Source organism: Embleya sp. NBC_00888 (assembly GCF_045207655.1).
Classification (GTDB): Bacteria; Actinomycetota; Actinomycetes; order Streptomycetales; family Streptomycetaceae; genus Embleya.
Genome location: NZ_CP108785.1, coordinates 3522935 through 3545785, shown reverse-complemented (window position 1 = coordinate 3545785; position 22851 = coordinate 3522935). Strand labels below are relative to the sequence as shown.

Annotated in this window: 19 protein-coding genes; 7 read left to right on the top strand and 12 right to left on the bottom strand. The window is 74.3% G+C overall.

The genetic code is table 11. From position 1 onward, the window contains the following. Positions 1–611: 611 nt before the first annotated feature. The gene (locus OG948_RS49835; RefSeq protein ID WP_331771678.1) at positions 612–2114 is read right to left on the bottom strand and encodes an MFS transporter; all 1503 of its coding nucleotides are present in this window, start codon (positions 2112–2114) and stop codon (positions 612–614) included. A 100-nt stretch (positions 2115–2214) separates the two neighbouring features. Between OG948_RS49835 and OG948_RS49830 the strand changes: the two genes are divergently transcribed. Both OG948_RS49830 and OG948_RS49825 read left to right on the top strand, forming a co-directional pair. Continuing rightward, entirely contained in the window at positions 2215–2586 is a 372-nt protein-coding gene (locus tag OG948_RS49830; protein ID WP_331771677.1) for a MarR family transcriptional regulator, read from the top strand. 94 nt (positions 2587–2680) lie between these two features. Further along, entirely contained in the window at positions 2681–3916 is a 1236-nt protein-coding gene (locus OG948_RS49825) for an epoxide hydrolase (RefSeq protein WP_331771676.1), read from the top strand. Positions 3917–4049: 133 nt separating this feature from the next. On the opposite strand, the gene OG948_RS49820 is transcribed toward OG948_RS49825, so the two are convergent. Continuing rightward, entirely contained in the window at positions 4050–5093 is a 1044-nt protein-coding gene (locus OG948_RS49820; protein ID WP_331771675.1) for an NAD(P)/FAD-dependent oxidoreductase, read from the bottom strand. Positions 5094–5355: 262 nt separating this feature from the next. Here OG948_RS49820 and OG948_RS49815 point away from each other — a divergent pair, with 262 nt between their 5' ends. The 4 genes from OG948_RS49815 (at position 5356) to OG948_RS49800 (ending at position 7993) form a co-directional block, all read left to right on the top strand. Further along, positions 5356–6156 carry a glucose 1-dehydrogenase gene (locus OG948_RS49815; protein ID WP_331771674.1) on the top strand — a complete coding sequence of 267 codons (801 nt, stop codon included), beginning with the start codon at positions 5356–5358 and terminating at the stop codon, positions 6154–6156. A 194-nt stretch (positions 6157–6350) separates the two neighbouring features. Further along, positions 6351–6797 carry an AraC family transcriptional regulator gene (locus tag OG948_RS49810; RefSeq protein WP_331771673.1) on the top strand — a complete coding sequence of 149 codons (447 nt, stop codon included), beginning with the start codon at positions 6351–6353 and terminating at the stop codon, positions 6795–6797. Then, positions 6794–7183, top strand: a complete 390-nt coding sequence (locus tag OG948_RS49805) for a hypothetical protein (protein ID WP_331771672.1) — start codon at positions 6794–6796, stop codon at positions 7181–7183. The genes OG948_RS49810 and OG948_RS49805 overlap by 4 nt, the downstream gene beginning before the upstream one ends. A gap of 336 nt (positions 7184–7519) precedes the next feature. Then, positions 7520–7993, top strand: coding sequence for a GNAT family N-acetyltransferase (locus tag OG948_RS49800; protein WP_331771671.1), 474 nt, complete (start codon positions 7520–7522; stop codon positions 7991–7993). A 67-nt stretch (positions 7994–8060) separates the two neighbouring features. Here the strand turns inward: OG948_RS49800 and OG948_RS49795 are convergent, their stop codons facing one another. Continuing rightward, positions 8061–8468 carry a peptidase inhibitor family I36 protein gene (locus OG948_RS49795; RefSeq protein WP_331771670.1) on the bottom strand — a complete coding sequence of 136 codons (408 nt, stop codon included), beginning with the start codon at positions 8466–8468 and terminating at the stop codon, positions 8061–8063. 538 nt (positions 8469–9006) lie between these two features. Between OG948_RS49795 and OG948_RS49790 the strand changes: the two genes are divergently transcribed. Beyond that, positions 9007–9396 carry an ATP-binding protein gene (locus OG948_RS49790; RefSeq protein ID WP_331771669.1) on the top strand — a complete coding sequence of 130 codons (390 nt, stop codon included), beginning with the start codon at positions 9007–9009 and terminating at the stop codon, positions 9394–9396. Between the two features lie 69 nt (positions 9397–9465). Here the strand turns inward: OG948_RS49790 and OG948_RS49785 are convergent, their stop codons facing one another. The 9 genes from OG948_RS49785 to OG948_RS49745 form a co-directional block, all read right to left on the bottom strand. After that, positions 9466–10104 carry a LysE family translocator gene (locus OG948_RS49785; protein ID WP_331771668.1) on the bottom strand — a complete coding sequence of 213 codons (639 nt, stop codon included), beginning with the start codon at positions 10102–10104 and terminating at the stop codon, positions 9466–9468. Between the two features lie 66 nt (positions 10105–10170). Beyond that, positions 10171–12861, bottom strand: a complete 2691-nt coding sequence (gene ppdK / locus OG948_RS49780) for a pyruvate, phosphate dikinase (protein ID WP_331771667.1) — start codon at positions 12859–12861, stop codon at positions 10171–10173. A 312-nt stretch (positions 12862–13173) separates the two neighbouring features. Then, positions 13174–14328, bottom strand: a complete 1155-nt coding sequence (locus tag OG948_RS49775; RefSeq protein WP_331771666.1) for a hypothetical protein — start codon at positions 14326–14328, stop codon at positions 13174–13176. A 118-nt stretch (positions 14329–14446) separates the two neighbouring features. Then, positions 14447–16399, bottom strand: coding sequence for a hypothetical protein (locus tag OG948_RS49770; protein ID WP_331771665.1), 1953 nt, complete (start codon positions 16397–16399; stop codon positions 14447–14449). 6 nt (positions 16400–16405) lie between these two features. After that, a complete protein-coding gene (locus tag OG948_RS49765; protein WP_331771664.1) occupies positions 16406–18322 on the bottom strand; it encodes a phage tail protein in 1917 nt (638 codons plus the stop codon). Further along, the gene (locus OG948_RS49760; RefSeq protein ID WP_331771663.1) at positions 18319–19287 is read right to left on the bottom strand and encodes a hypothetical protein; all 969 of its coding nucleotides are present in this window, start codon (positions 19285–19287) and stop codon (positions 18319–18321) included. The genes OG948_RS49765 and OG948_RS49760 overlap by 4 nt, the downstream gene beginning before the upstream one ends. Next, positions 19284–20276, bottom strand: a complete 993-nt coding sequence (locus tag OG948_RS49755; protein WP_331771662.1) for an H-type lectin domain-containing protein — start codon at positions 20274–20276, stop codon at positions 19284–19286. Before OG948_RS49755 ends, OG948_RS49760 begins: the two co-directional genes overlap by 4 nt. After that, positions 20273–20566, bottom strand: a complete 294-nt coding sequence (locus OG948_RS49750; protein ID WP_331771661.1) for a hypothetical protein — start codon at positions 20564–20566, stop codon at positions 20273–20275. Before OG948_RS49750 ends, OG948_RS49755 begins: the two co-directional genes overlap by 4 nt. Continuing rightward, the gene (locus OG948_RS49745; protein WP_331771660.1) at positions 20563–22848 is read right to left on the bottom strand and encodes a hypothetical protein; all 2286 of its coding nucleotides are present in this window, start codon (positions 22846–22848) and stop codon (positions 20563–20565) included. Before OG948_RS49745 ends, OG948_RS49750 begins: the two co-directional genes overlap by 4 nt. Between the last annotated feature and the right edge of the window lie 3 nt (positions 22849–22851).

The following is a 22851-nucleotide window of genomic DNA, read 5'->3' as shown; positions in this document are numbered from 1 at the left end:
GGAAACCGGCCCGCGCCGGCGTCGTGCGCACGACCGAACCGTGGCTGCACCATTCGATGTACGCCCGGCCCGGGATCGTCGCGGCGCCACCCGGGCACGCCGCGGCCCTCGGCGCTGCCGTCCCGACACACCCGCCCGGGCACGGCCGTGCCGGCGATTCCCCCGATCAGGTCCGCGCCGTGCGTCGGCGTCGGCTCAGTCCATCGGCGGCAGTGTCGCCATCGTCGCACGCCCCGTTGTCGCGCCGGCGGGCGTCCACGACGATCCACGCACCCACCCACCCGCGCGGGTGGGTGGGTGGGTGGGTGGGTCACACCGAGCAGGCCCGGGTCTTCGAGTGCTCAGCGGTCGATGGGCCGGCACAGACCGCCGGCCCAGGCACTGTCGGAGCGGCAGTCGGTGCGGTCCACGATCAGGCCGGTGCCCTTGACGCCCTGAAAAAGCGCACCACGGTCGAAGGCACGCCCGGTGCCGTCCACACACGCCGAAGCCCCCACGCGCGGTTCGGCGCGTGGGAGCTCGGGTGCCGATGCCGATCGGAGCCGGCCTTCGGGTCGTGCGGGTCGTGCGGGTCGGGTTCGCGCCTCGATGCCGGCGCGGCCCGGGTACGGTCAGGACAGGCGCGTCGTGCCGTCGGCGTCGGCCGTCCGCGCCCGACGGCGCGAGGAGGCGAGCAGCGGGACGATGTTGAGCAGCAGACCCACGATCGCCACTCCGGTGACCAGGTTGGCCCCGGGCCGGTAGGCGCCGAAGTCGGTGTCCCCGGCGGTGGCGCCGGTGGTGACCGCGGTGACCACGGCGAGCACGAGGGCCGCGCCGACCTGGCCGGAGGTCTGCACCAGGCCGGAGGCGAGGCCCTGTTCGGAGTCCTCGATGCCCTCGGTGGCCTGGGACATGATCGCGCTGAAGCCGAAGGCGAAGCCGCCGCCCAGGAGCAGCATGGTGGGCAGCACGGTGAAGGCGTAGTTCGGGGTGCTGCCGGCGGTGGCCAGGAACCACCCGTAGCCCAGGCTCATCGAGGCCATCGACGCGATCAGCAGCGGCGCGGTGCCGTAGCGGTTGATCAGGCGGCCGGTGAACGGCGATCCGAAGGCGACGACCAGACCGGCGGGCAGCAGCGCGAGCGCCATCCGCAGCGCGGACCAGCCGAGGCCGTCCTGGAGGTAGAGCGTCATCATGAACTGGAAGCTCATGTAGGAGCCCATCAGCGCGACGATGCTCAGGTTGGCCCGCACCACCGTGCCGATCCGCAGGATGCCGAAGCGCACGAGCGGGTGGGCGATGCGCTTCTCGACGAACACGAACGTGGTGAGCAGTACGGCGGCCAGTACGACCGAACCGAGCGTGAGCGGCGCGGTCCAGCCCCGTTCGGGCGCGGAGACGACGGTGTAGACGGCGAGCAGCATGCCGCCGCTGAGGGTCACGGCGCCGACCAGGTCGTGGCCGCCGGAGTCGGCGGGGCGGTCCCGCGGGATCAGGAAGTACCCGGCCACCAGGGCGAGAACGGCCAGCGGTACGGGGGTCAGGAAGGTCCAGCGCCAGCCGAACTCGGTGAGCAGTCCGCCCAGGATCAGGCCGGACGAGTAGCCGCTCGCGCCGAAGACGGAGAAGACGGACAGCGCTCGGTTGCGGGCCGGGCCCTCGGGGAAGGTCGTGGTCAGGATGGACAGTGCGGTCGGCGCGGTGAAGGCCGCGGCCAGACCCTTGATGAAGCGGCTGGCGATGAGCAGGCCGCCGCTGTCGACGAGCCCGCCCAGGAGTGAGGCGGCGGCGAACACCGCGAGTGCGATCAGGAAGACCCGGCGCCGGCCGAGCAGGTCGGCGGTGCGACCGCCGAGCATCATCAGCCCGCCGTACCCGAGCACGTAGCCGTTGACGATCCACTGCAACGAGGTCGCGGACATGCCCAGTTCGTGGCCGATCGAGGGCAGCGCGACGCCGACCATGGAGACGTCGAGGCCGTCCAGGAACAGGACGAGGCACAGCACGGCCAGGACGCCCCAGAGTCTGGGGGTCCAGTGCGAGGCGGACGATGTTGAGGCGGACGCGGCGGACGAGGGGACGGACTTCTCGCGGGAGGACGGTCCCGCGTAGGTCTCGACTGTTGGGGCCATGGCGACGAACATATATGCGCACGCATTGAATGTCTACGCATTAAATGTGGGTGCAATAAATTTGCTTGCATGTTATGACGGGTGGCGTTACCGTGACGCGATGAAGACCGAGGAGCCGCTGATCGAGAGTTGGCGCACCCTTTTGTCGCGATACAGCCGGGTCGCCCACGAACTCGATCGCGCCCTCCAGGCCCGACACGACATCGCCATGAGCGACTTCGAGGTACTGGACCGGCTGATCGCCGCCGAGGGATGCAAGTCCCGGATCCACGACCTGGTCAGCGACCTGCACCTGAGTCAGAGCGCCTCCTCGCGGGCCGTCGCCCGGCTGGAGAAGTGTGGTCTGGTCCAGCGCGCGATGTGCGACACCGATCGCCGTGGCGTCTTCGTCACCGCCACCGACAAGGGCCGCGCCCTGCACGCCGAGGCCCGGCTGACCCAGCTCGAGGTCCTCCGCGAGCAACTGACCTGACCGCCAAGGCCCCGGCGTCCCGACTCGGACGGCGCGGTGTCGCCGCCCGACGGGCCGACGACACCGCCTCCCCGACCCGGTGAAGGACTCCGCCATGACCACCCCGCACGCGTTCCCCCTGGAGCCGACCCCGCTCCACGTGCCCGACCGGGTCCTCGACGACCTGCGCGCCCGTCTCGCATCGACCCGGCCGCCGCTGGACGAGGCGAACGAGGACTGGTCCTACGGCGTCCCCGCCGGCTATCTCGGTGAGTTGGTCGCCTACTGGCGGGACACCTACGACTGGCGCAAGGCCGAGGCCGCCATCAACGGCCACGAGCACTACGAGGTGAGCGTCGCCGGTGTCCCGGTGCACTTCATGCGCAAGCCCGGCCGTGGCCCCCGCCCGATCCCGTTGATCCTCACCCACGGCTGGCCGTGGACGTTCTGGCACTGGTCGAAGGTGATCGACCCGCTCGCCGACCCGGCCGCGTTCGGCGGCGACCCCGCCGACGCGTTCGACGTCATCGTGCCGTCCCTGCCCGGCTTCGGTTTCCCCGGGCCGCTCACCGGCTTTCCGGACGTCAACTTCTGGAAGGTCGCCGACCTCTGGCACACCCTGATGACCGAGACCCTGGGATACGAGAAGTACGCCGCCGGGGGCTGCGACATCGGCGGGATCGTCTCCAGCCAACTCGGCCACAAGTACGCCGACGAGCTGTACGGCATCCACATCGGCTCCGGGCTGCCGCTGGACTTCTTCACCGGCCACCGCGCCTGGGACTTCGCCCGGAATCGGCCCCTGACCGACGACCAGCCCGCCGACGTCCGGGCCCGCATCGTCGAGCTGGACCACCGCTGGGCACCCCACCTCGCCGTGCACATGCTCGACGGCGCCACCCTGGCCCACGGGCTGAGCGACTCACCCGCCGGACTGCTCGCCTGGCTGCTGGAGCGCTGGCGGGCCTGGAGCGACAACGGCGGCGACGTCGAGTCCGTCTTCACCAAGGACGACCTGCTCACCCACGCCACCATCTACTGGGTGAACAACTCCATCGCCACGTCGACGCGTTACTACGCCAACGCCAACCGCCACCCCTGGACCCCCGCCCACGACCGCACCCCCGTCGTGCAGGCCCCGGTCGGCCTCACCTTCGTCACCCACGAGAACCCGCCCGGCATCCACACCGCCGACCAGCGCGTCCGGGCCTTCGAGACCGGCCCGCAAGCCGCCTGGTTCAACCACGTCAACGTCAACGCCCACGACCACGGCGGCCACTTCATCCCCTGGGAGAATCCCGACGCCTGGGTGAGCGACCTGCGCCGCACCTTCCACGACCGCAGGCCCTGAACGACCGGCGGCCAAGGCCCTCCCGTCCGCCGTGCCCGCCACCGGGCCTCGTTCATCCTCGACTCCCGGGCCGACCGGGCGGGGTCCCGCGCCCGATGGGCGCGGGACGCTCGGACCGGCCTCGCCGGGCGCCCTACCCCGATGTGCGGCGGGTGCCGACCGCCTGTCGGGTTTCCTCGGCGATCAGATCCGCGTTGACGGCCGCCGCCGCGCGCATGCCGGAGTCGGCGGAGCCGACGACGGTGGCGACGAGGTCGGTCACGTTGCCCGCCGCCCACACCCCGGGTGCCGCGGTCGCACCGGACGCGTCGGTGGGCACGTACGTACCCAGCACGTGTCCGCCCATCTCCGCCTCCCGGGTCTCCAGTCCCAGATCGCTCAGCAGCGCGGCGCGGGCGGTGAAACGCGGGGCCACCACCAGGGCCCGCACCGGCACGGTGGTCCCGCCGGCCAGGACCACACCGGTCAACCCGTCCCGGTCGTCCACCCGCAGCGCCCGCACCTCGCCGTCGACCACGCCGACACCGCGCGCGGCGAGCCGCTCGTACGCCTCGTCGTCCGGCTCCGGACCGGTGTGCAGGAACAACGTCACCCGCCCGCTCCACTGGCTCCACATCAGCGCCTGCTCGACGCCCATCGGTCCGGTCGCCAGGACACCGATCGGCTGATCCCGCACCTCCCAGCCGTGGCAGTACGGGCAGTGCAACACCTCGCGTCCCCACCGCTCGGCCAGCCCGGGCACCGCCGGCAGCTCGTCGACCAGCCCCGTCGTCACCAGCAGCCGCCGGGCCCGGATCGAGCGGCCGTCCACCAGCCCCACCCGGAAGTCGCCGTCCGCCGCGCGCCGTACCCCCGCCACCGTGCCCTTGGTGAGCTCGCCACCGTAACCGGCCACCTCCCGGCGGCCGTTCGCGAGCAGTTCGGCCGGCGCGATGCCCTCGCTGCCCAGAAAGTTGTGCACCCCGTGGGCCGGCGCGTTGCGCGGCTGTCCGGCGTCGACCACCAGCACCGACCGCCGGGCGCGCCCCAGGGTGAGCGCCGCGCTCAATCCGGCGGCGCCGCCGCCCACCACGACGACGTCGTAACGCCGCTCCCGGTCACCCGACCCCGAACCCACGACATCGCCCGCGTCCGTCGAGACCGCATCGGCCGCGAAATCCTGTCCGTTTTCCCTCATGCCGCACACCTCCCTTTCGATGTGCAGCATCCGCGCCCCCTCGACATCTCGGCAACGTTCCTTGCCGCAATGGCAAGATCGGAGCGGGCGCACCCGGACCGACGGACCCGCGTCGGCGGGGGTGCGGGCGTTCGCGTCGGTCGCGCGGGAGCCCCGCCGGTTCCCGTCCGTCCGCACCCTCGGTGCGGGTGGAAGTGCCGGTGCTCGGCCGGGTACCACCGGTACCTGGCCGGGCGCCGCCGGCTACGGCAGGCTCGCTGCCATGGACAACGCACCGAACACCACCCCACCCGCCGCCGCCCGGGAGGGTCTGCTGGCCGGCAAGGTCGCCTTCGTCACCGGCGCCGGGCGCGGCATAGGCGCCGCCGCGGCACGGCTGTTCGCCCGCGAGGGCGCTCGCGTGCTGCTCGCGGCGCGAACGAAGAGCCAACTTCAGGCGGTCACCGAGGACATCCGGGCCCGGGGCGGCGTCGCCGACTACGCGGTCTGCGACCTGGCGGACCCGGCCGACGTACGCGCCGCCGTCGACCGCACCGTGGACCTGTACGGCCGACTGGACGTCGCCTTCAACAACGCCGCGACCGGCATCCCGCCCGGCCCGATGGACCGGGTCGCCGAGGCCGACTTCGATCACATCTACACGGTGAACCTCAAGGGCACGTGGCTGGCCATGGTCGCCGAGGTCGCCGCGATTCGCGCCACCGCCGGAACCGGGGCCATCGTCAACAACTCCAGCGTCGGCAGCCTGCGGGGCAACCCCGAACTGCCCGCCTACGGGGCGATGAAGCGGGCGGTCAACAGCCTCACCGAGTCCGCGGCCGTCACGTACGGCCCCGAGGGCATCCGGGTCAACGCGATCGCCCCCGGCACCACGCTCACCGAGATGGTGCGCGAGTGGGAGCACAACTCCCCCGGCGTCGTCGACCGCCTGAACGCCCGGACGCCACTGGGCCGCGCGGCCGATCCGGATGAGATCGCCGAGGCCGCCGCGTGGCTGCTCAGCGACCGCTCCTCCTACGTCACCGGCACCGTCCTGCGCGTCGACGGCGGCATGCGGGCCTGACCCGAAGGGTGCCCCGCGCGAGTTTCGCCTCGCCGGGGCTCCCCTCGCGGAGCGCCGTCAGCGCCGCCAGGACCCGGCGGCCGCGCGTACGAAGTCGGCGGAGTCGTGCATGTCATGGGCCCGGTCAATGCCCGGCCGAACCGGCCCGCCATGGCCGCACGGCTCGCCTCGATGTGTGCGTCTACGGTGGTGCGGTGGACGTACTCGCCGCCGACGCACCGGTCTGGCACCACGCGGCGGCCGACCCCGTGGTGGGCGAGGCCCTGCACCTGCTGCACGACGACCCGGCACACCCGTGGACGGTGGCCGAACCGGCGGCCAGGACCGGGCTGTCCCGCGCCGCCTTCGCCCGCCGATTCTCCGCGCGCGTCGGGGAACCGCCGATGACCCACGTGGCCTCGCGCCGCATCGCCCTCGCGGCCGACCCGCTCGGCGAGACCGACGCCACCGTCGCCTCGATCGCCCGACAGGTCGGCTGCGCGGACACGTTCGCGCTCGGCGTCGCCTTCAAACGCATCCGTGGCATCACCCCGACCCGACACCGCGATCACCCGCCGGCACGACATCCGACGCGGCTTCCGCCGACCGACCCGCGCAGGCCGGCGTCGAATCGGTCGTCCCGGTCGGGAGGAACCCCTTGAGGTGGGCGCGCGCTCTGCTCTCGTGGGTGGCCGGGAAGGCGTTCCTGCCGGTCCTGGCCGTGATCGTGGTCGCGGTGGTGGCTGTCTGGGTGTTCTTCAACGCGGCGCTCACGGCGGCCGTTGCCCGGGACCTCATGGTGGGTGGGCCGAACGGGTGGTGGATCGACATCCCGCTCGGCGGCTGCGGGACGGTGTTCTTCGCCGCGATGGCGGGCGTGCCGGTCGGGGCCGTCGTGGGCATGTCGGTGTCCTTCCACGAGCGGGCCGGCCGGGCGGGCTTCGTACTCGGCGTCGTCCTCGGCGGCATCGGCCTCCCCTGGCTCCTGTGGCATCTCGGCACGGTTCCGCCCCTGGCCGACTTCGCCCCGACGGACAGCGGCGACTGAGGTCGAACGGCCCGTACTCCCGGAGCCGTTCGGCACGGGCACGCGGGCGCGGCCGGACGCCCGGCTACCCGCAGACTCCGCCCGAACCCACCCCCTGCCGGTGCGGCGTCGGGCGTCCGAGACCCGTCGCCGTCAGCACCACGAGCGTCAAGGCGAGCGGGTTCCGGTGCACACATCCGGGCGTCGGCGCAGCCGGAACGGGAGCGGGCGCATCGGTGCCGCGGGGCTGCCGGCCGCACGCCGCGACGCGTTGGCCGCGCCGGTGCCGATCGATGCCGCCTCGGGCACGGGAAACCCGGCCGAGCGTCGACCGCCCGGTGGGATACGGTCGCACGCATGTCCGAAACTCCGAGGATCCGCCCCTACCGCCCCGTCGACGAGGACGCCGCGGTCGACGTCTGGTCGCGCGCGGGCCGCGCCGCGCACCCGTTCGTCCCGGGCGAGGGCGAAGGCGAGCGCGAACGCAAGATGCGCGAGATCTACCTGGTCCACGCCGACAACTGGGTGGCCGAGGCCGACGGCAGGGTGGTCGCGCTCCTGGGCCTGCTCGACGCCGAGATCGAGGGCGACGTCGGCGGCGAGATCGGCGGCCTGTTCGTCGCTCCCGAAGCCCAGGGCACCGGCGTGGGCCGACTGCTCGTCGAGCACGCGGCGGCGCTGCGTGGCGCGCTGACGCTGGAGGTGTACGAGAAGAACACCCTGGCCCGCGGGTTCTACGCCCGACTCGGGTTCGCCGAGGAGGGTCGTCGCAGCGACGAGGACAACGACGAGATCCTCCTCAGGCTCACCCGCCCGGCCCCGCGAGCCTGACCCCGGGGGCCGGCCGGCCCGGTCGGGGAGGTCCCCGACCGAGCCGGCCGGCAGGCCGATCCCGGGTCTAGCGGCCGTAGTCCCGGCCCACGACCAGGGGCTGTCCGGCGGCATCCGCGCTCGCCAGATCGCGACCGGCGTCGACGCGACCGTGCACCGTGTACTGATAACAGGGGAAGCGGATACAGACCACCGGATGGCTCACGCCGTGGAGCACGTCGAACCCGGTGCGGTTGGCGATCGACAACACCGGAGCGGTGATCGTGTACCCGGCGTCCTGGCGTTCCTCGATCATCCGCGCGGGCACGACGGTCCGCGTGCCGGTCAGGTTCTGTCCGCTGTAGACGCAGAGACTGCCCGTGGGGCAGGAGGCGGTGTCCGCGACGTCCGCCCGTGCGGTCGGGGCGAGCGTGAGCGCGCCCAGGACGGTGGCCGCAGCGGCGGCCGCGGCCGTGGTGGCGAGTTTACGAATCATGCGAGTGTCCTCACTCCTCGATGGGTCCGAACGGTTATGCGTCGGTTTTCCGCCGGTTGATCGGCGGGCGTCGACGCAGGCAACGCTCTCGCATCGACAGCGGTGCGTGAAACCCCATTTACGGACAGTGGCGACCCATGCTGTTTCGGCCGTGTTACCAACCGCCGACACCCGCCGCGAACAGGAAGGTAATCACTCGACTACGGGCGGTGAGGCCCGGAAAATCGGCCTCGCGAGGAACGCGGCGGGTCGGCCCTCGGCCTCGTGTCGAGGCCGGAATGCGACCCTCCACCCCGTCGATCTCGGACACGACCCCATGGCCGAATCGCCACGGTCACCGCCGCGTCCGCCACGGATCGCCTCCGAACCACTTCCGCCGGCCACGTCGGGAGTGGGTCCCCCGGGGCAGGGCAGGCATCCGCCCGATCGACCGGAACCCGGCTCGGGTCCCGTGCAGTTCTCGGCGTCGAGGCAGGGCGGGTGCACATGATGAGGACCTGCGTTTCCGGAATCCGGCGGCTTCCGGGGCCGGTGCCCGATGCGTGAGTCGATCGCCTACGACGGCGCGCCCGGAACGACCCGCCGGGCCCGCGCCTTCGCCGGGCGCTTCCTGGAGCGGGCCCGGGCGGTCGGGGGCGTCCCGATCACCACGCGGGCCGTGGAGGTGGTCCCGCTGGTCGTCGACGAGTTGATCGCCAACGCCACCCGGTACGCGCCGGGGCCGTGCCTGCTGGAACTGGAGATCGCCGGGCACGACCTGCACGTCACGGTGTCGGACGGCACGCCGACCCTGCCCGTACCGCACACCCGGGACGTCGATCGCATCGGTCGGCACGGCCTGGAGATCGTGCGCGCCCTGTGCGCGGGCTTCGCGGTCGAACCGAACGCGGCGGGCAAACGGGTCCGCGCCCGCATCCCGCTCACCTGACCGCGGCCGCCCACGGCCGGACCCGACGCCGACTCGCCGTCCCGGGCCGCGCGGGTGCCCCGACCCGGGTCAGTCCTTGCGGCCCGTGGCCGCGACGGTGACACCGAGACCGATCATGGTGAGGCCGCCGATCCCGCCGACCCGGGCCAGGCGTGTCGGGGAACTCGCGAACCAGGTCCGGGTGGAGGCCGCGACCAGGCCCCAGAGGCTGTCGCAGACCACCGCGATCACGTTGAACACCAGGCCGAGCAGCAACATCTGCGCCATCACGTGCCCCTGGTCGCGGTCCACGAACTGGGGCAGTACCGCGGCGAAGAACACGATGGTCTTGGGGTTGGCCACGCCGACCGCGAACCCCTCCCACAACGTGCGCAGGCCGCCCCGCGCGGGGACCGTGCCGTTGATCGAGGCGTGCAGGGACCCCCGCTCCCGCACCGCCTTCACCCCGAGGTACACCAGATAGGCGGCGCCCACCAGCTTCAGCGCCGTGAAGACCAGCACCGACCGCTCCACCACGGAGCCCACCCCGAGCGCCACCGCCACGACCAGTACGTACGCCCCGATCGTGTTGCCCACCACCGTGGTCAGCGCCGCCCGGCGGCCCTGCGCCAGGGCCCGGCCGACCACGAACAGCACGCTGGGGCCGGGTATCACGATCAGCAGGAAGGACATGGCCGCGAAGGCCGACAGCCGGTCAAGGGACACCATGCGGCACATGAAAGCACGGAGAGCACGCACCCGCGCAGCCATTTTGCGCGGGCTCCGGCCGGAGGTTCAGCGCGAGTCCGCCTCGGCGTCGGTGCCCGCCGCCGCGCGGGCCGCCTCCAGGCGGGCGCTCGGCAGGCGGAACGGTGAGCACGACAGGTAGTCGACGCCGACCTCGTGGAAGAAGTGGATCGACGCGGGGTCTCCGGCGTGTTCGCCGCACACCCCGATGCGCAGATCGGGCCTGGCCCGCCGACCCTCGTCGACGGCCAGTCGGACCAGGCGGCCGACACCGTCCCGGTCGATGCTCTCGAACGGCGAGACGGCCAGGATGCCGCGCTCCAGATAGGCGGCGAGGAAGGACGCCTCGGCGTCGTCGCGGGACAGGCCCCATGTGGTCTGGGTCAGGTCGTTGGTGCCGAACGAGAAGAAGTCCGCCGTCGGCGCGATGCTCCCGGCGGTGAGCGCGGCCCTGGGCAACTCGATCATCGTGCCCACCGGACAGCGCACCGGCAGCCCGGCGGCCCGGCCGACCTCGTCGAGCACCCGTTCCACCTCCTCGCGCACGACGCGCAGTTCCTCGACCGTGGCGACCAGCGGAATCATGATCTCCGCCCGCGGATCACCGCCCGCGCGCAGCCGAGCGACCACTGCTTCGCCGATCGCGCGTACCTGGGTGGCGACCAGGCCGGGAACCGTGAGCGCCAGGCGTACCCCGCGCAGGCCCAGCATCGGATTGGCCTCGTGCAGCCGCTCGATCGCCTCGTGCACATGCACATCGTGCGGCGCCGGCTCCCGGCCCATCGCGCGCATACGGGCCAGCCGGACCGCCGAGTCGGTGTGGTCGGGCAGGAACTCGTGCAGCGGCGGGTCGAGCAGCCGAATGGTCACGGGCAGGCCGTCCATCGCCGCGAGGATGTCGGTGAAGTCCTCGCGCTGGAGCGGCAGCAGCGCGTCCAGCGCGTGTCGCCGGTCGGCGTCGGTACGGGCCAGGATCAGATCCTCCACCAGCGGGCGCCGGGCGCCGAGGAACATGTGCTCGGTACGGCACAGGCCGATTCCCCGGGCGCCGAAACGCCGGGCCCGGGCCGCGTCCTCGGCCGTGTCGGCGTTCGCCATGACCTGCAACCGCCGTACCTGGTCGGCTCGGTCCAGGAAGCGGGCGACCGCCTCGACCACGCCGGCGGAACGGGCGCCGGTCTCCAGGTAGCGGGTGACCGCCGAGGGCACGAGCGGCAGCGCGCCCACGTACACGGTGCCGGCCGTACCGTCCACCGAGACCACGTCGCCCGCCTCGACGACGGTCCCGTCGGCTCCGGTGCAGCGCCCGCCCTCGATGTCGATGTCCAGGTCGGCCGCGCCGCACACGCAGACCTTGCCCATGCCCCGGGCGACCACCGCCGCGTGGCTGGTCTTGCCGCCCCGCCCGGTCACCACGGCCTCGGCCGCGATCATCCCGGGCAGGTCGTCCGGGCTGGTCTCGTGGCGGACCAGCACGACCCGCTCTCCGGCCGCGGCCCGCCGGGTCGCCTCGGCGACCTCGAACACCACCGCGCCGACCGCGGCCCCCGGCGAGGCCGGGATGCCGTGCGCCAGCGGCGCGGCGTCGCCGTGCGCGTCGAAGCGCGGGAAGGTGAGCTGGTCGAGTTGCCCGCCGTCGACCCGGGAGAGCGCCTCCGACCAGGTGATCGTTCCCTCGTCCACCAGCGCGCAGCCGATCCGGAAGGCGGCCTCGGCGGTGCGTTTGCCGACCCGGGTCTGCAGGATCCACAACCGGCCGCGCTCGATGGTGAACTCGACGTCGCACAGGTCGCGATAGTGCGATTCGAGCTGCCGCAGGTACTCGGTCAGGCGGGCGTAGGCGGCCGGGTCCAGCCCCTCCAGGGCCTGGAGCGGCAGCGCGTCCCGAACGCCGGAGACCACGTCCTCGCCCTGGGCGTCGGGCAGGTAGTCGCCGTAGACGCCGGCGCGCCCGGTGCCGGGGTCGCGGGTGAACGCGACGCCGGTGCCGGAGTCCGGTCCGGAGTTGCCGAACACCATCGCCTGCACGGTCACCGCGGTACCCAGGTCGTCCGGGATGTGCTCGCGCCGCCGATAGACCCGGGCCCGCTCGCCGTTCCAGGACCGGAAGACCGCGAGCACGGCGCCCGCGAGCTGCTCGCGCGGATCCTGCGGGAACTCCTCGCCCGTGTCCTCGCGCACGATCGCCCGGAACTCGTCGACGATCCCGGTCAACTCGCGTACGTCCAGCCCCAGGTCGTCCGCCGCGCCCAGGCGCAGCCTGCGCCGGGTGAGCACGTCCTCGAAGCGCGCCGGGTTCACGCCGAGCACGGTGGTGCCGTACATCTGCACGAGTCGGCGATACGAGTCCCACGCGAAGCGTTCCCGGCCGCGGGCCTTGGCGAGGCCGAGCACGGAGGCGTCGTTGAGGCCGACGTCGAGGATCGTGTCCATCATGCCGGGCATGGAGAACCGGGCACCCGATCGCACCGAGACCAGCAACGGGTCGTCGGGCCGGCCCAGGCTTCGCCCGATCGATGCCTCCAGGCGGGCCAGGTGGTCGGCGATCTCGCCTTCCAGTTCGGCAGGCGGCGCGCCCGTGCGCAGGAAGACCCGGCAGGCGTCGGTGCCGATCGTGAAACCGGGCGGCACCGGCAGTCCCAACCGGGTCATCTCGGCGAGATTCGCGCCCTTGCCCCCGAGCAGCGCGGCCTGTTCCCGGGAGCCTTCGCTGAAGTCGTACACATACGCGCCGGCCATCGGCATCCCTTCCCGCACAGCGGACCGCCTCGGCTGTCTCTCAGGGTAACGCCGGGCCCCGGACCACCGCAGGCCGCAATCCGGCCACGCTCGGGCCGCCCGTACCGACGCGGGCACTGCCCGATGTCGCCGCGCCCGCCGACTCGCACTCTCGACTTCGGCTTCAGTCTCGGCCGATGCCTCGATGCCTTGGCGCCTCGATGCATCGGAGCGTCGGTGCGTGGCCGCGTCCGCGACCCGCCCGGGGTGGTCCGTCCCGGGCGCGGTCGTGGGCGTTCGTGCGGGTTGTGAGGATGGGTCGTCCCGTGGAGGTCAGCCGCTGGTCAGGCGTAGTACCAGGTTGGCTCGGTCGATGGCTTCCAGGACGGGGCCCGGTGGGACCTCGGCGGCGTGGGCCTCTTCGGCCAGGGTCTCGGGATCGGCACGGGCCAGGTCGGCCACCGTGCGGTCGCCGAGCAGGTCGGCCAGTCGGGCGGTGCGGGCGACGCCCAGGAGCGTGCGCGCGGGCATGGCGCGGACGGCCTCCGGGTCGCCGGCGGCCAGGATTTCCTGGGCGTACGACGAGGAGAAGGCGTGCGCGAGGGCCTGTCGGGTCACCTCCGTCCAGCCGGTGAGCCGGTCCTGGCCGGGCTGCCCACAGAAGAAGCCGTAACCGCCGAAGGACGCGGTGAAGCGACGGTTGCGCAACTGGTCGACGGACAGGGTGCCGTCCGCCGCGACGGTGAAGTCGGCCAGCACCACCCAGGGTTGGGTGGGGCACGGCGGGCACGGACGCGTACCGGTCTCCGACATCCGGGACGAACAGCCCGTGGTCTCCTGCCGGCTGTCGTCCTCGCCGTTGACGTACACGTCCGGCAGCGTGTCCAGCACGCCGAGGGCGAAGCCCTCCCGAACCCGGCTGTACTCGCACGCCGTGTCCTCGCAGCCGCAACCGGCCGCCGCCACCGGGGCGGTGAGGCACTCCTCGTAGCGCACCGCGAGGTAGTAGGTGCGTCCGGGTTCACGCCGCTCGCGCACCGGTGCGCACCACGGATCGCTCGGCGGCGGGCATCCGTCGGCACCGCCGGGCAGCGAATCGCGTACGTCCACCCTGATCTTGTGGTCGACCACGATCTCGTCCCCGTACGGGCCCAGCACGTAGCCGGGCGAGACGTCCAGCAGCCACGGCAGCCGGCCACCGTCGCCGTAGCGGACCGTGCGTACGGTCACCCCGCACACCACACCCCATCCGTGCAGCAGCCGGTTGTGCCGGCGCATGCGTTCCAGCAGCCAGACGCCGGTCTGGGCGAGGTCCTCCGGGCCGACGAGTTGACCGCCGAACCAGCGCGGGCGCAGCCGCCCGGTGGCGTTCCCGGCCAGGCAGTCACCGCATCCGCAGGCGGAGGAGGTCTCGCTCCCGCCGGCGCAGCCGCAGCCGCCGCCGCCGTGTCCGGCCACTGCGGCGGGCCGGATCGTTCGTTCGTGCACCGTCAACGTCCCTCAGCTCCTCGGTATGCGTCGTCTCGGTGGCGCCCGACATCCCGTTTTCCGGGCGGGCGGCACCCGTGCGATCCCGTGCGGTGGCGCCGCGCGCCGGTTGCGGCATTCACTGCGGCGCCACCTCGAAGGCGAGGTGCACGAACCCGCCGGGGACTCCGTCGAAGAGTTCGACACCGACGGTCGACCGGGAGCCGAGGGCGGACGCCGACAGGGGTGGCGACAGGACCTGCTGCCCGGACCAGATCGAGAAGAGCGTGTGGTTGTCCGCCGCCGTCCCGAGGAAGTCCGCGTCCAAGGGCAGCGCCGGCTCGTCCGCGCCCACCGGCGGCACGGGACTCGCGGCCGACGACCGCACCTGGAGCAGGAACAGGGCGGGCGCCGCGCCGAAGACCGCGAGCCGCACGCCGTCCGCGCCGAACACGTACGTCACCGAGCCGCCGGGCGACTCGCCGCGCGCGCCGGGGCCCAGGTCCAGGCGCCGGAAGCCGGCGAGCCGGTCTCCGTCCCGGATGGCCTGGAACAGCCGGAGCCAGCCGTCGGGTTCGGCCAACGCGGCGTCGGCCAGGGCCCGGTCCACGGTGAGCTCGACGTGCGGAGTGCGGTCGAAGCGGTTCCAGTCGTGCTGGAGCCGACCGGCCGCCTTCAGGCGCGAACCACCCTCCGGCCACACCCGCAGCAGCCTGGGGCCGTTCTCCACCTGCTCGGTCGGCGGGGGCGGCGGCGCGAACACGTGCAACTCGCCGCCCTGGGTCCCGTTCCCGGACGGGAACGGCGGCACCGCCGCGAGCGGCGCACGCTCGACGAGGTCGGCCAGGGCGGTGTCCTTGGGGGCGCCGGGAGCCATCGCCCACAGCGTGTCGCGGTCGGCGGCGGTGAGCCCGGTGCCGACCAGGTCGGGGTCCAGCGCCAGGCCGTCCGGGTCCTGAGCGCGCGGCGGCCCGGCGCCGGGCACCCGCGAGGCCACCACGAACACCGTCTGGGTCAGCAGGCCCTCGCTCTTGAGCCCGACCGTGTATGCCACGCCCTCGCCGTCGGCCGGCACGCTCACGTGCGTGAAGGCGCCGCCGGCCCGGGTCAGCTTCAGTCGTTGCACGCCCGTGTGGTCGAGCTGCCACACGCCCACCCACGGGTCCGGGGCATCGAACGCGGCGTCGGCGAGTTGCCGGTCGAAGGCGATCTCCAGGCGCTTCTCGGCGACGAAGGCGCGCCATGTCGCGGGCGTCGCGTCGGTGCCGACCTGCGGCCACAACCCGGTGATCCGGGGCGGGCGGGTACGGCCCGTACAGCACGCGTCCACCCGTTCGGCCAGGCACATCAGCAGGTCGAACAGGACCCGGTTGGAGTAGACGACCGGCCGCGCGGTCACCGTGTCCAGGTCCGGCTCGCGCTCCGGCGCGTAGGTGATGGTCGCCAGGACCACGCAGTCGTCGGCGCAGTCGCACTCGTGCTCGACGGTGTCGGCAACCCGCTCGCGGCGGTCGAAGTCCTCGCCGTGCCGGTCCGGGAAGATCGCCGCGCACTGTTCCTCGGTCAGGCCGACCGGCTCCGGTTCGCCGGCGGTGACCCGGATCAGGAACCGTTCCAGGGTCAGCGACGGGACGCACTCCTCGCGGACCTCGCAGTCGACCACCGGGCTGCGGACGAACTCGGTGCCGCACTCGTGCCGGCACAGCACGATCGCGACCGTGCCGTCGTGGACCGGGTCGCCCTCGGGTTCGCCCGCGCAGTCGGTGGGTTGGGACGGCTCGTCGACGCGGACCGGGCGGTCCACCACGATCAGCCGGCCGTGGCCGTCCACCGCGACGCCGGGGCGGACGGTCAACCCGCCGTCGGTGTCCGCCTCCACGTCCAGTCCGCACAACACGCCGGGGCCCGGACCCAGGCGGGCCAGGGTGGCGGAGGTGCTTCGGTGGTAGGTCTGTTCGAGCTGCCAGTGCCGGACGTCCATCAGCTTGCCCGGGTGGAAGCGGTTGCGGACCGGCGGCGCGGGGGCCGCGTCCTCGCCCCCGTCGCAGCCGCATCCCGTGTCCGCCGCGTGGTCCTGACGGTGCTGACTCACTTGTGTTCAACCCCTTGGAGATGGTCGGGTGGTCGACCCGCGACCGCCTGGTGTGGGAAGCGTCGTGTCGAGGCGTGTCTCGACGGGGCCGCCGACATGCGCCGCGGCCGATCCCGGCAGCCGGATCCCGGTGCCGAGCGCGGGTCCGGCGCCCGCGGCCCAGTCCGGCGGCGGGCCGGCGACGTAGGTGTCGATGCCGACCTGTCCCGGGATCGCGCCGTGCCGGGCCGCCCGCACGCGCGCGAACACGTGTGCCGGGCGCTCGCGTTCGACCACGCGGGCGATCTCCGCCAACGCGTCGGCGTGTTCCGGCGGGACATGTACGCACACCCGGTGCGCGAACGCGGCGTACAGCGGCAGGCCCCGGTCCTGCGCCGGGATCAGGTGGGCGCCGTCGAGCACGGCCGTGGCGTCCAGGACCGGCGGCCCCGGGTCCGCGACATGCGTCGCGGTGTCCCGGCCCAGTCCGCCGCTGCCCAGTCGCCAGACCCCGGCGCCGAGCAGCGGTTCGGACAGCCGGACCGCGACCCCGGTCTCGCGGGCGACGGCCTCGACCAGCCCGGCGGGCGTGCCACGGCGGCCGTGCGCGGCGTACGCCCCGGCGATGTCCGCGCGCCGCGTGGCGGGGTCGGCGGAGCGGGACGGTGCGGCGTCGACCCAGCGGGCGAGCCGGTCCAGCCACGGATCGTCCGGGCGGTCCGGAGCCGAGCCCGGGTCGAGCGAGGCGGGCAGGTCCTCCAGCTCGCGCACCGACGCCTCGTGCGCGCAGGCGAGCAGGCCCAGCAGTCGGCCGAGCGTGCCCGAGCCGTCGTCGTCGCCGGTGTAGGCGGCGGGCAGCGCGTCGAGCAGGCCCCGGCCCACGTGTTCCACGCGCACGTCGTCCACGCGCGGGGTTCCGCGTCCGTCGCCGAGCAGTTCGATCGCGATCCACAATCGGGTGTCGCGGGCGGTCGGGCCGGCCAGGACCCGCACGTCCAAGCCGTCCAGGGGGCCGGCCCGCCAACGGCCCGCGGGGGTCGGCACGGGCGCGTCGTCGGCGTCGGCGCTCGCCGGGTCCGGCGGGTCGGGGGTGACCCCCTTCGGCGCGAGCATCGTCCACGCCCGCACGTGCGTGCCGGGCGGCGCGGGCTCGGCGAGGAGGATCCGGACCCGGTCCCAGTGTTCGACGCCGGGCGGCTCGATCGGCGCGGGCAGTACCGCGACGCCGCGCGTGCCGGTGCGCCGCGCGCCCAACCGGGAGATCCCGGCGGGGCCGGCCACGAACACGCGCCCGCACCGGTCGACGGCGATCCCGGCGAAGTCGCCGCCGGCCAGGACCCGCACCGGCGAGCCGTCGTCCGGGACCGACACGACGCCCGGGCCCGGCACCTGTCCGGCGCCGCCCGCCACAAGTACCCCGTCCGGCACCCGGACGGCCGCGAGGCCGCCGACCCGTAGCCGGGCCGCGCGCAGCGCGGGGTCCTCGGCGGGCGGCGGGTCGGTCCACGGCGCGAGGTACTCGCCGGTGTCGGCGAGCACGACCATGGCCCGGGGACGCCGATGGTGCGCCGACCGGTTCGGCTCGTCGCCGACGACCAACAGCCGCTCGCGGTCGAGCAACCACAGTCCGCGCGGCACGCGCAGCGCGGCGGGATCCCCCGTGGCCACGTCGAGGCAGCCCAGCACGCACACCACGTGGTCGCAACCGTCCACGCGCAGCACCCGACCGTGGCCCGGATCGGCGACCACGATCGTGCCGTCGCCGAGCACGACCAGCCCCAGCGGCCCGCCCGCCGGGTCCAGGTCCACGCACGCGATCGTTTCCGGCGTCGCCGTCCCCGGACCCAGTACCAGCCGCTCGCCGTCCGCGCGCACTCCCTCGAAGCGGGCCCCCGGCCAGCGTCCCAGCGCGTTGACCCAGCGGTAGTCGGTCGCGCCGCTCACCCGCCCTCCACCCCCATCCACGAGATGTGCCAGCCCAGTTCGGTACGCACCAGGTTCGGGGTCTCCAGGTCGGCCAGCACCACCGCCGGATTCAGCGGCAGCGTCGTGGTGCCGCCGGCGGCGCCGCCGATCCGACCGGCGGGCAGCGGTACCACCACGGTCATCCGGCCCGGCTCCGCGCCGTCCACGTACGGCGTGCCGTCGAGCACGCAGGCCTGGCCGCCCGGCGCGGCCGACGCGCTCAACTCCCGATCGCCGTCGAGCCGGACCGTGTAGGCGGGAATGTCGCCGAAACCCGCCGCGCCGGTGTCGACGACGGTGCGCAGCCCGATCACCACCCCGGAGGCCGGATCCTCGACCGCCGACCACACGGTGCCGAACGCGCTCGTGGCGCCGGTGGCCACGTACGGCGTCGGGAGTACCGCCAGGATCCGGCGCCCGGCCGGATCGGGCGGCGCGGTCAGCGCACAACCGCGCACAGACACCGTCGCGAGCAACACGTCCAGCCCGTCCCGCAGTTCCGCCGGGGTACACCAGCCGACCGTCGGGCCGTCCGCGAGCCGCACCGCGCCGACCACACCGCACGCCCCGTCCCGGGTCCGCACCGCCGCCTCGTCGTCCTCGGTCCAGCGCAGCGTCAGGCAGAACAGCACGTCGCCGCCGTCCGGCCCGGCGGCCACCGCCGGCACATCCGACTCGACGCCGTCCGCCAGGATCAGGTCGCGACCGAGCGCGTCGAGCGCGTACCCCGCGCCGATCGCGACGCGCTTGGCACCCCGGGCGCCGGTCACCTCCAGGCCGAGTGCGATGCCCCATCCGTGCAGGACCCGGTTGTGCAGCCGACGGCGCGAACGTTCCACCGAGACCGCGTCGTCGAGGTCGGCGGCGGCCAGCACCTGTCCGGCGAAGAAGCTCGGGCGATGCGTCGGCGGCAACGCCGCCCCGCTCGTGGTCGGGCCGGTCATGCGGACTCTCCCCTTCGTCGAGGACCCGATCGGGCCCCGGGTGGCTCGCCGGCTCCACGACCGGCTCGGGCATCCGGGCCGGTCGGATCACCGCCCCGACGGCCCGCTCCGGCATCCGGGCCGGGCCCACCCCGGTCCTCGGGCCCCGTCGCGTCGCGAAGATCGCGTGGCACGTACACCACCGGCCGGGTGCACGGCACCGGGCACGGCGGGTCGACCGGCCCGGGCAGCGCCGGCACGCGCCGCGCACTCAGCACGGCCGTCCACGCGAACGCCATCGGCACCGCCGACACCTTGGGCTGTTCGTCGATGTCGCCGCTCTCCGGCAGCGCGTGCCGCACGGTGAGCGCGAACCCGGTCGTGTCGACGTCGGTGACCTGCGCGGTGCCGGCACCGGTACCGGCCGGCGGCGGCCCCTCGGCGCCGACGAACACCTGCGGCGCCTCGGCGAACGGGCGCGCGAAGTCGATCCGCGCCGACCACTGCACGCGCGAGCCCTCGGCGGCGGCCCCGCCCCGGGCCACCCGGCCCGCGAGCAGCACGGTCGGCCCGGGTCCACGCGCGGTGCGCCGGGCGCCGTCGCCGACGTCCAACCGCCCCGAGTCGGGGTGATGGACCGCGAGCGGCACGTCCCCGAGGCCCACGACGTCACCGGGCTCCAGCCGGCGGACCCGACCGCGCGGTCCGGCGCCCGCACGGCGCAGCACCACGGTCTGCGGCCCGACCGCCTCCCCCGGCACCACGAGCACGTCGTCGGCGTCGAGCACGAGCAGGTCGCCGTCGCGGGTGAGGGCCACACCCGGCTCGACCAGGACCCGCCCGACATCGAACGTCCACACCGCCAAACCCACCGCGACACCCCACGTGCGATGCGCGGCCCGCGTGTGCCGGGCCAGGCACCACGCCTCGTTCGCGGTCAGGTCGCGCAGGTCGGCGGCGTCCAACCGGACACCGGGTTCCTCGACGATGCGGTCGGGGGCCGCGCTCATCGCCGCTCCTCCCCCCGGACCGCGCGCACGGAGCGCTCGCCCGGCACCACGAGCACGTCGTCGGCGTCGAGCACGAGCAGGTCGCCGTCGCGGGTGAGGGCCACACCCGGCTCGACCAGGACCCGCCCGACATCGAACGTCCACACCGCCAAACCCACCGCGACACCCCACGTGCGATGCGCGGCCCGCGTGTGCCGGGCCGGGCACCACGCCTCGTTCGCCGTGAGATCACGCAGATCCGCGGCATCCAACCGGACACCGGATGCCTCGACGACACGATCGGCTGTCACACCCACCTCCGCTCCTCCCCGCGAACCGCGAGCACGGCGTGCTCGCCCGGCACCACCAGCGCCGTCGGCGGTACGCACAACCCGCCGCAGCCGGGCGGGCCGCCGTCGGCGCGCAGTGCGAGCGCGGTGACGTGGTCCACGCCGGGGACCTCGTCCAGCACCCGCAACACTTCGCTGCGGTGCACGTCGCGGCCGAACGGCCAGCCCGTGCCGCGCGGTCCGCCGGTGATCGGGTGCAGGAACGTGTCGAGCGCGGCGCGCACCGCCGCGGTCGCCGCGATCGGGTCGACGCCCGGGAACAGGGCCACGGTCGTGTCGGCGCTCACCACCACATAGCGCGGCCCGGTGACGAACAGCCGGGTGCCCGCCGTGCGCCGTGCGGCCAGGTGTCGGCGCACGGCCCGCAGCAGGCCCGGTGTGGGCTCGGGTCGCCCACGCGGGAGAGCGGGCACCACGACCGCGGTGACGCAGCCCGACGCGACCAGGCCCGGCAGTCGCGGGTCGGTCTCGGCGAACGCGCGGACCCGGGCGATCCGGGTGCCGGGAGTGTCCAGCGCACAGCGCTCGATCCCGGCCAGGGTCACCGCGCGTTCGGGCGCGGTCAGCCGCAGGACGGCGGCGCGGGGCAGGTCGTCGAGCGAGTGCGCGTCGGCGGCGGCGAGCGCGTCCACGAGGCGTTCGTGGGCCCACAGCGCGCGTTCGGCGCGGGCCGCCGTCGCGGCGGTGTCCTCGGCGTCGGTACCGCCCGTCGCCGGGTCGACCAGGGCGGCGGTGAACGCGTCGGGGGCGGGCGGACCGCCCAGGAGCACGCCGGTGCGCACGTCGGGCGCGACGACCACGGGTGCGGGCGGGGCCAACGCGCCGCCTCTGGCTCCGGAGGTGGTCCGATAGGCGGCGAGCACGGTACGGCCGGCCTCCGGGACCCGGCCCGCGCGGCCGTCGCCGAAGGTCAGCGTCCCGGTCCCGGCGTCCAGCACCGCGTGCAGGTCGGTGCGGCCGGCCGCGTCCAGGTCCGGGACCAGGCGGACCGGTTCGACGCCGCCGGCCGGGTCGGCCAGCCACACCCGGTCCGGGCCGGCTGTCGGCGCGTCCGGGGCCACCGCGCCGCCCGGCAGGGTGAACGTCTGTTCCGGCGCGCCGTCGCCGACGCCGGCCGCGACGAGTTCGGCCGCCAACCGGCCGGCGGCGCCCGCCGTCGGCGCGATCCAGCGCAGGATCCGCACCGACGGCGCGGCCGGGTCGCCGGCGCGCACGGTCCGCACCACGCGCGCGGAGTCCACGGTGATCGCCAGCGGCACGAACGCGCCCTCGACCAGCGCCGCTCCGCCGGTGACCACGGCCGTCGACGCGACGTCGTAGGTGCCCACCGCCGCGACCGCCAAGCTCGCCTCGACCGCGTCGGCGACCACCCGACGCAACCGGGGCGGCGCGTCGTGCCGACCCCGGTCGAGCCGGCAGCGCAGCCACGCGCGCATCCCGGCCGCGCCGAGCGATTCGACCGGCAGGCCGCCGGGCCCGATCCGCAGCCGCACCGCGCCGGATCGGGTCAGCGCCCGAGTGCGGTCCTCGACGTCGCCGAGCGGCTGCCACGCGCCGTCCACGCGGGCCTCCCACACGGTGCGCGCGCCGTGGTGCGCCAAGGTGCCGGGGTCCCGGGCCGAGTCCACGGCATGGGCCACGTCGGCCACGTCGCTCCCGCTCGCGTCCAGGTGGAGCGCGAGCGCGGTACCCGGGGGCAAGGCCCGGTCCAGCCCCAGGAGCAGTGCGGCGCCGACTCCGGGATCCGGGCCCAACGCGTCCACCGCGGCGCCGCCGAGCAGCGTGGGGGTGTGGTCGGTCCACTCGAGGGTGTACCCCGACTCCCCTGCCGTGCCGTCGTCGGTGCCCGCCGCCGTCACCGACGCGCCGGTCAACGGCAGCGTCTCGACCGTTTCCAGGCCGGTCGGCGCGTCCGCCCCGTGCGCGACGAAGCCCAGTCGGGCGGGCAGTTCGGGCGGCGCGCCGGGCCCGGGCCGGATCGCCAGGACCACCCGTGCCGGGCTCGGCGCGGCCGGGTGCAGGCCGAGCAGCGCGAGCAGTTTGCGCCGGTGCCGGTCGGTCACCCGCGAGGCCCGGTAGACGTCCGTGTCCACGAGCCACGCGAGCATCTCGATCACCGCGATGCCGGGATCGGAGTGGTTGTGGTCGGTCCACCGCGGGCTCTCCAGCGGCAACAACGCCCGCGCCTCGGCGACCAGGTCCGGCCACCGCCGGGTGTCCAGGCTCGGAGGGAACAGGGGCATGGT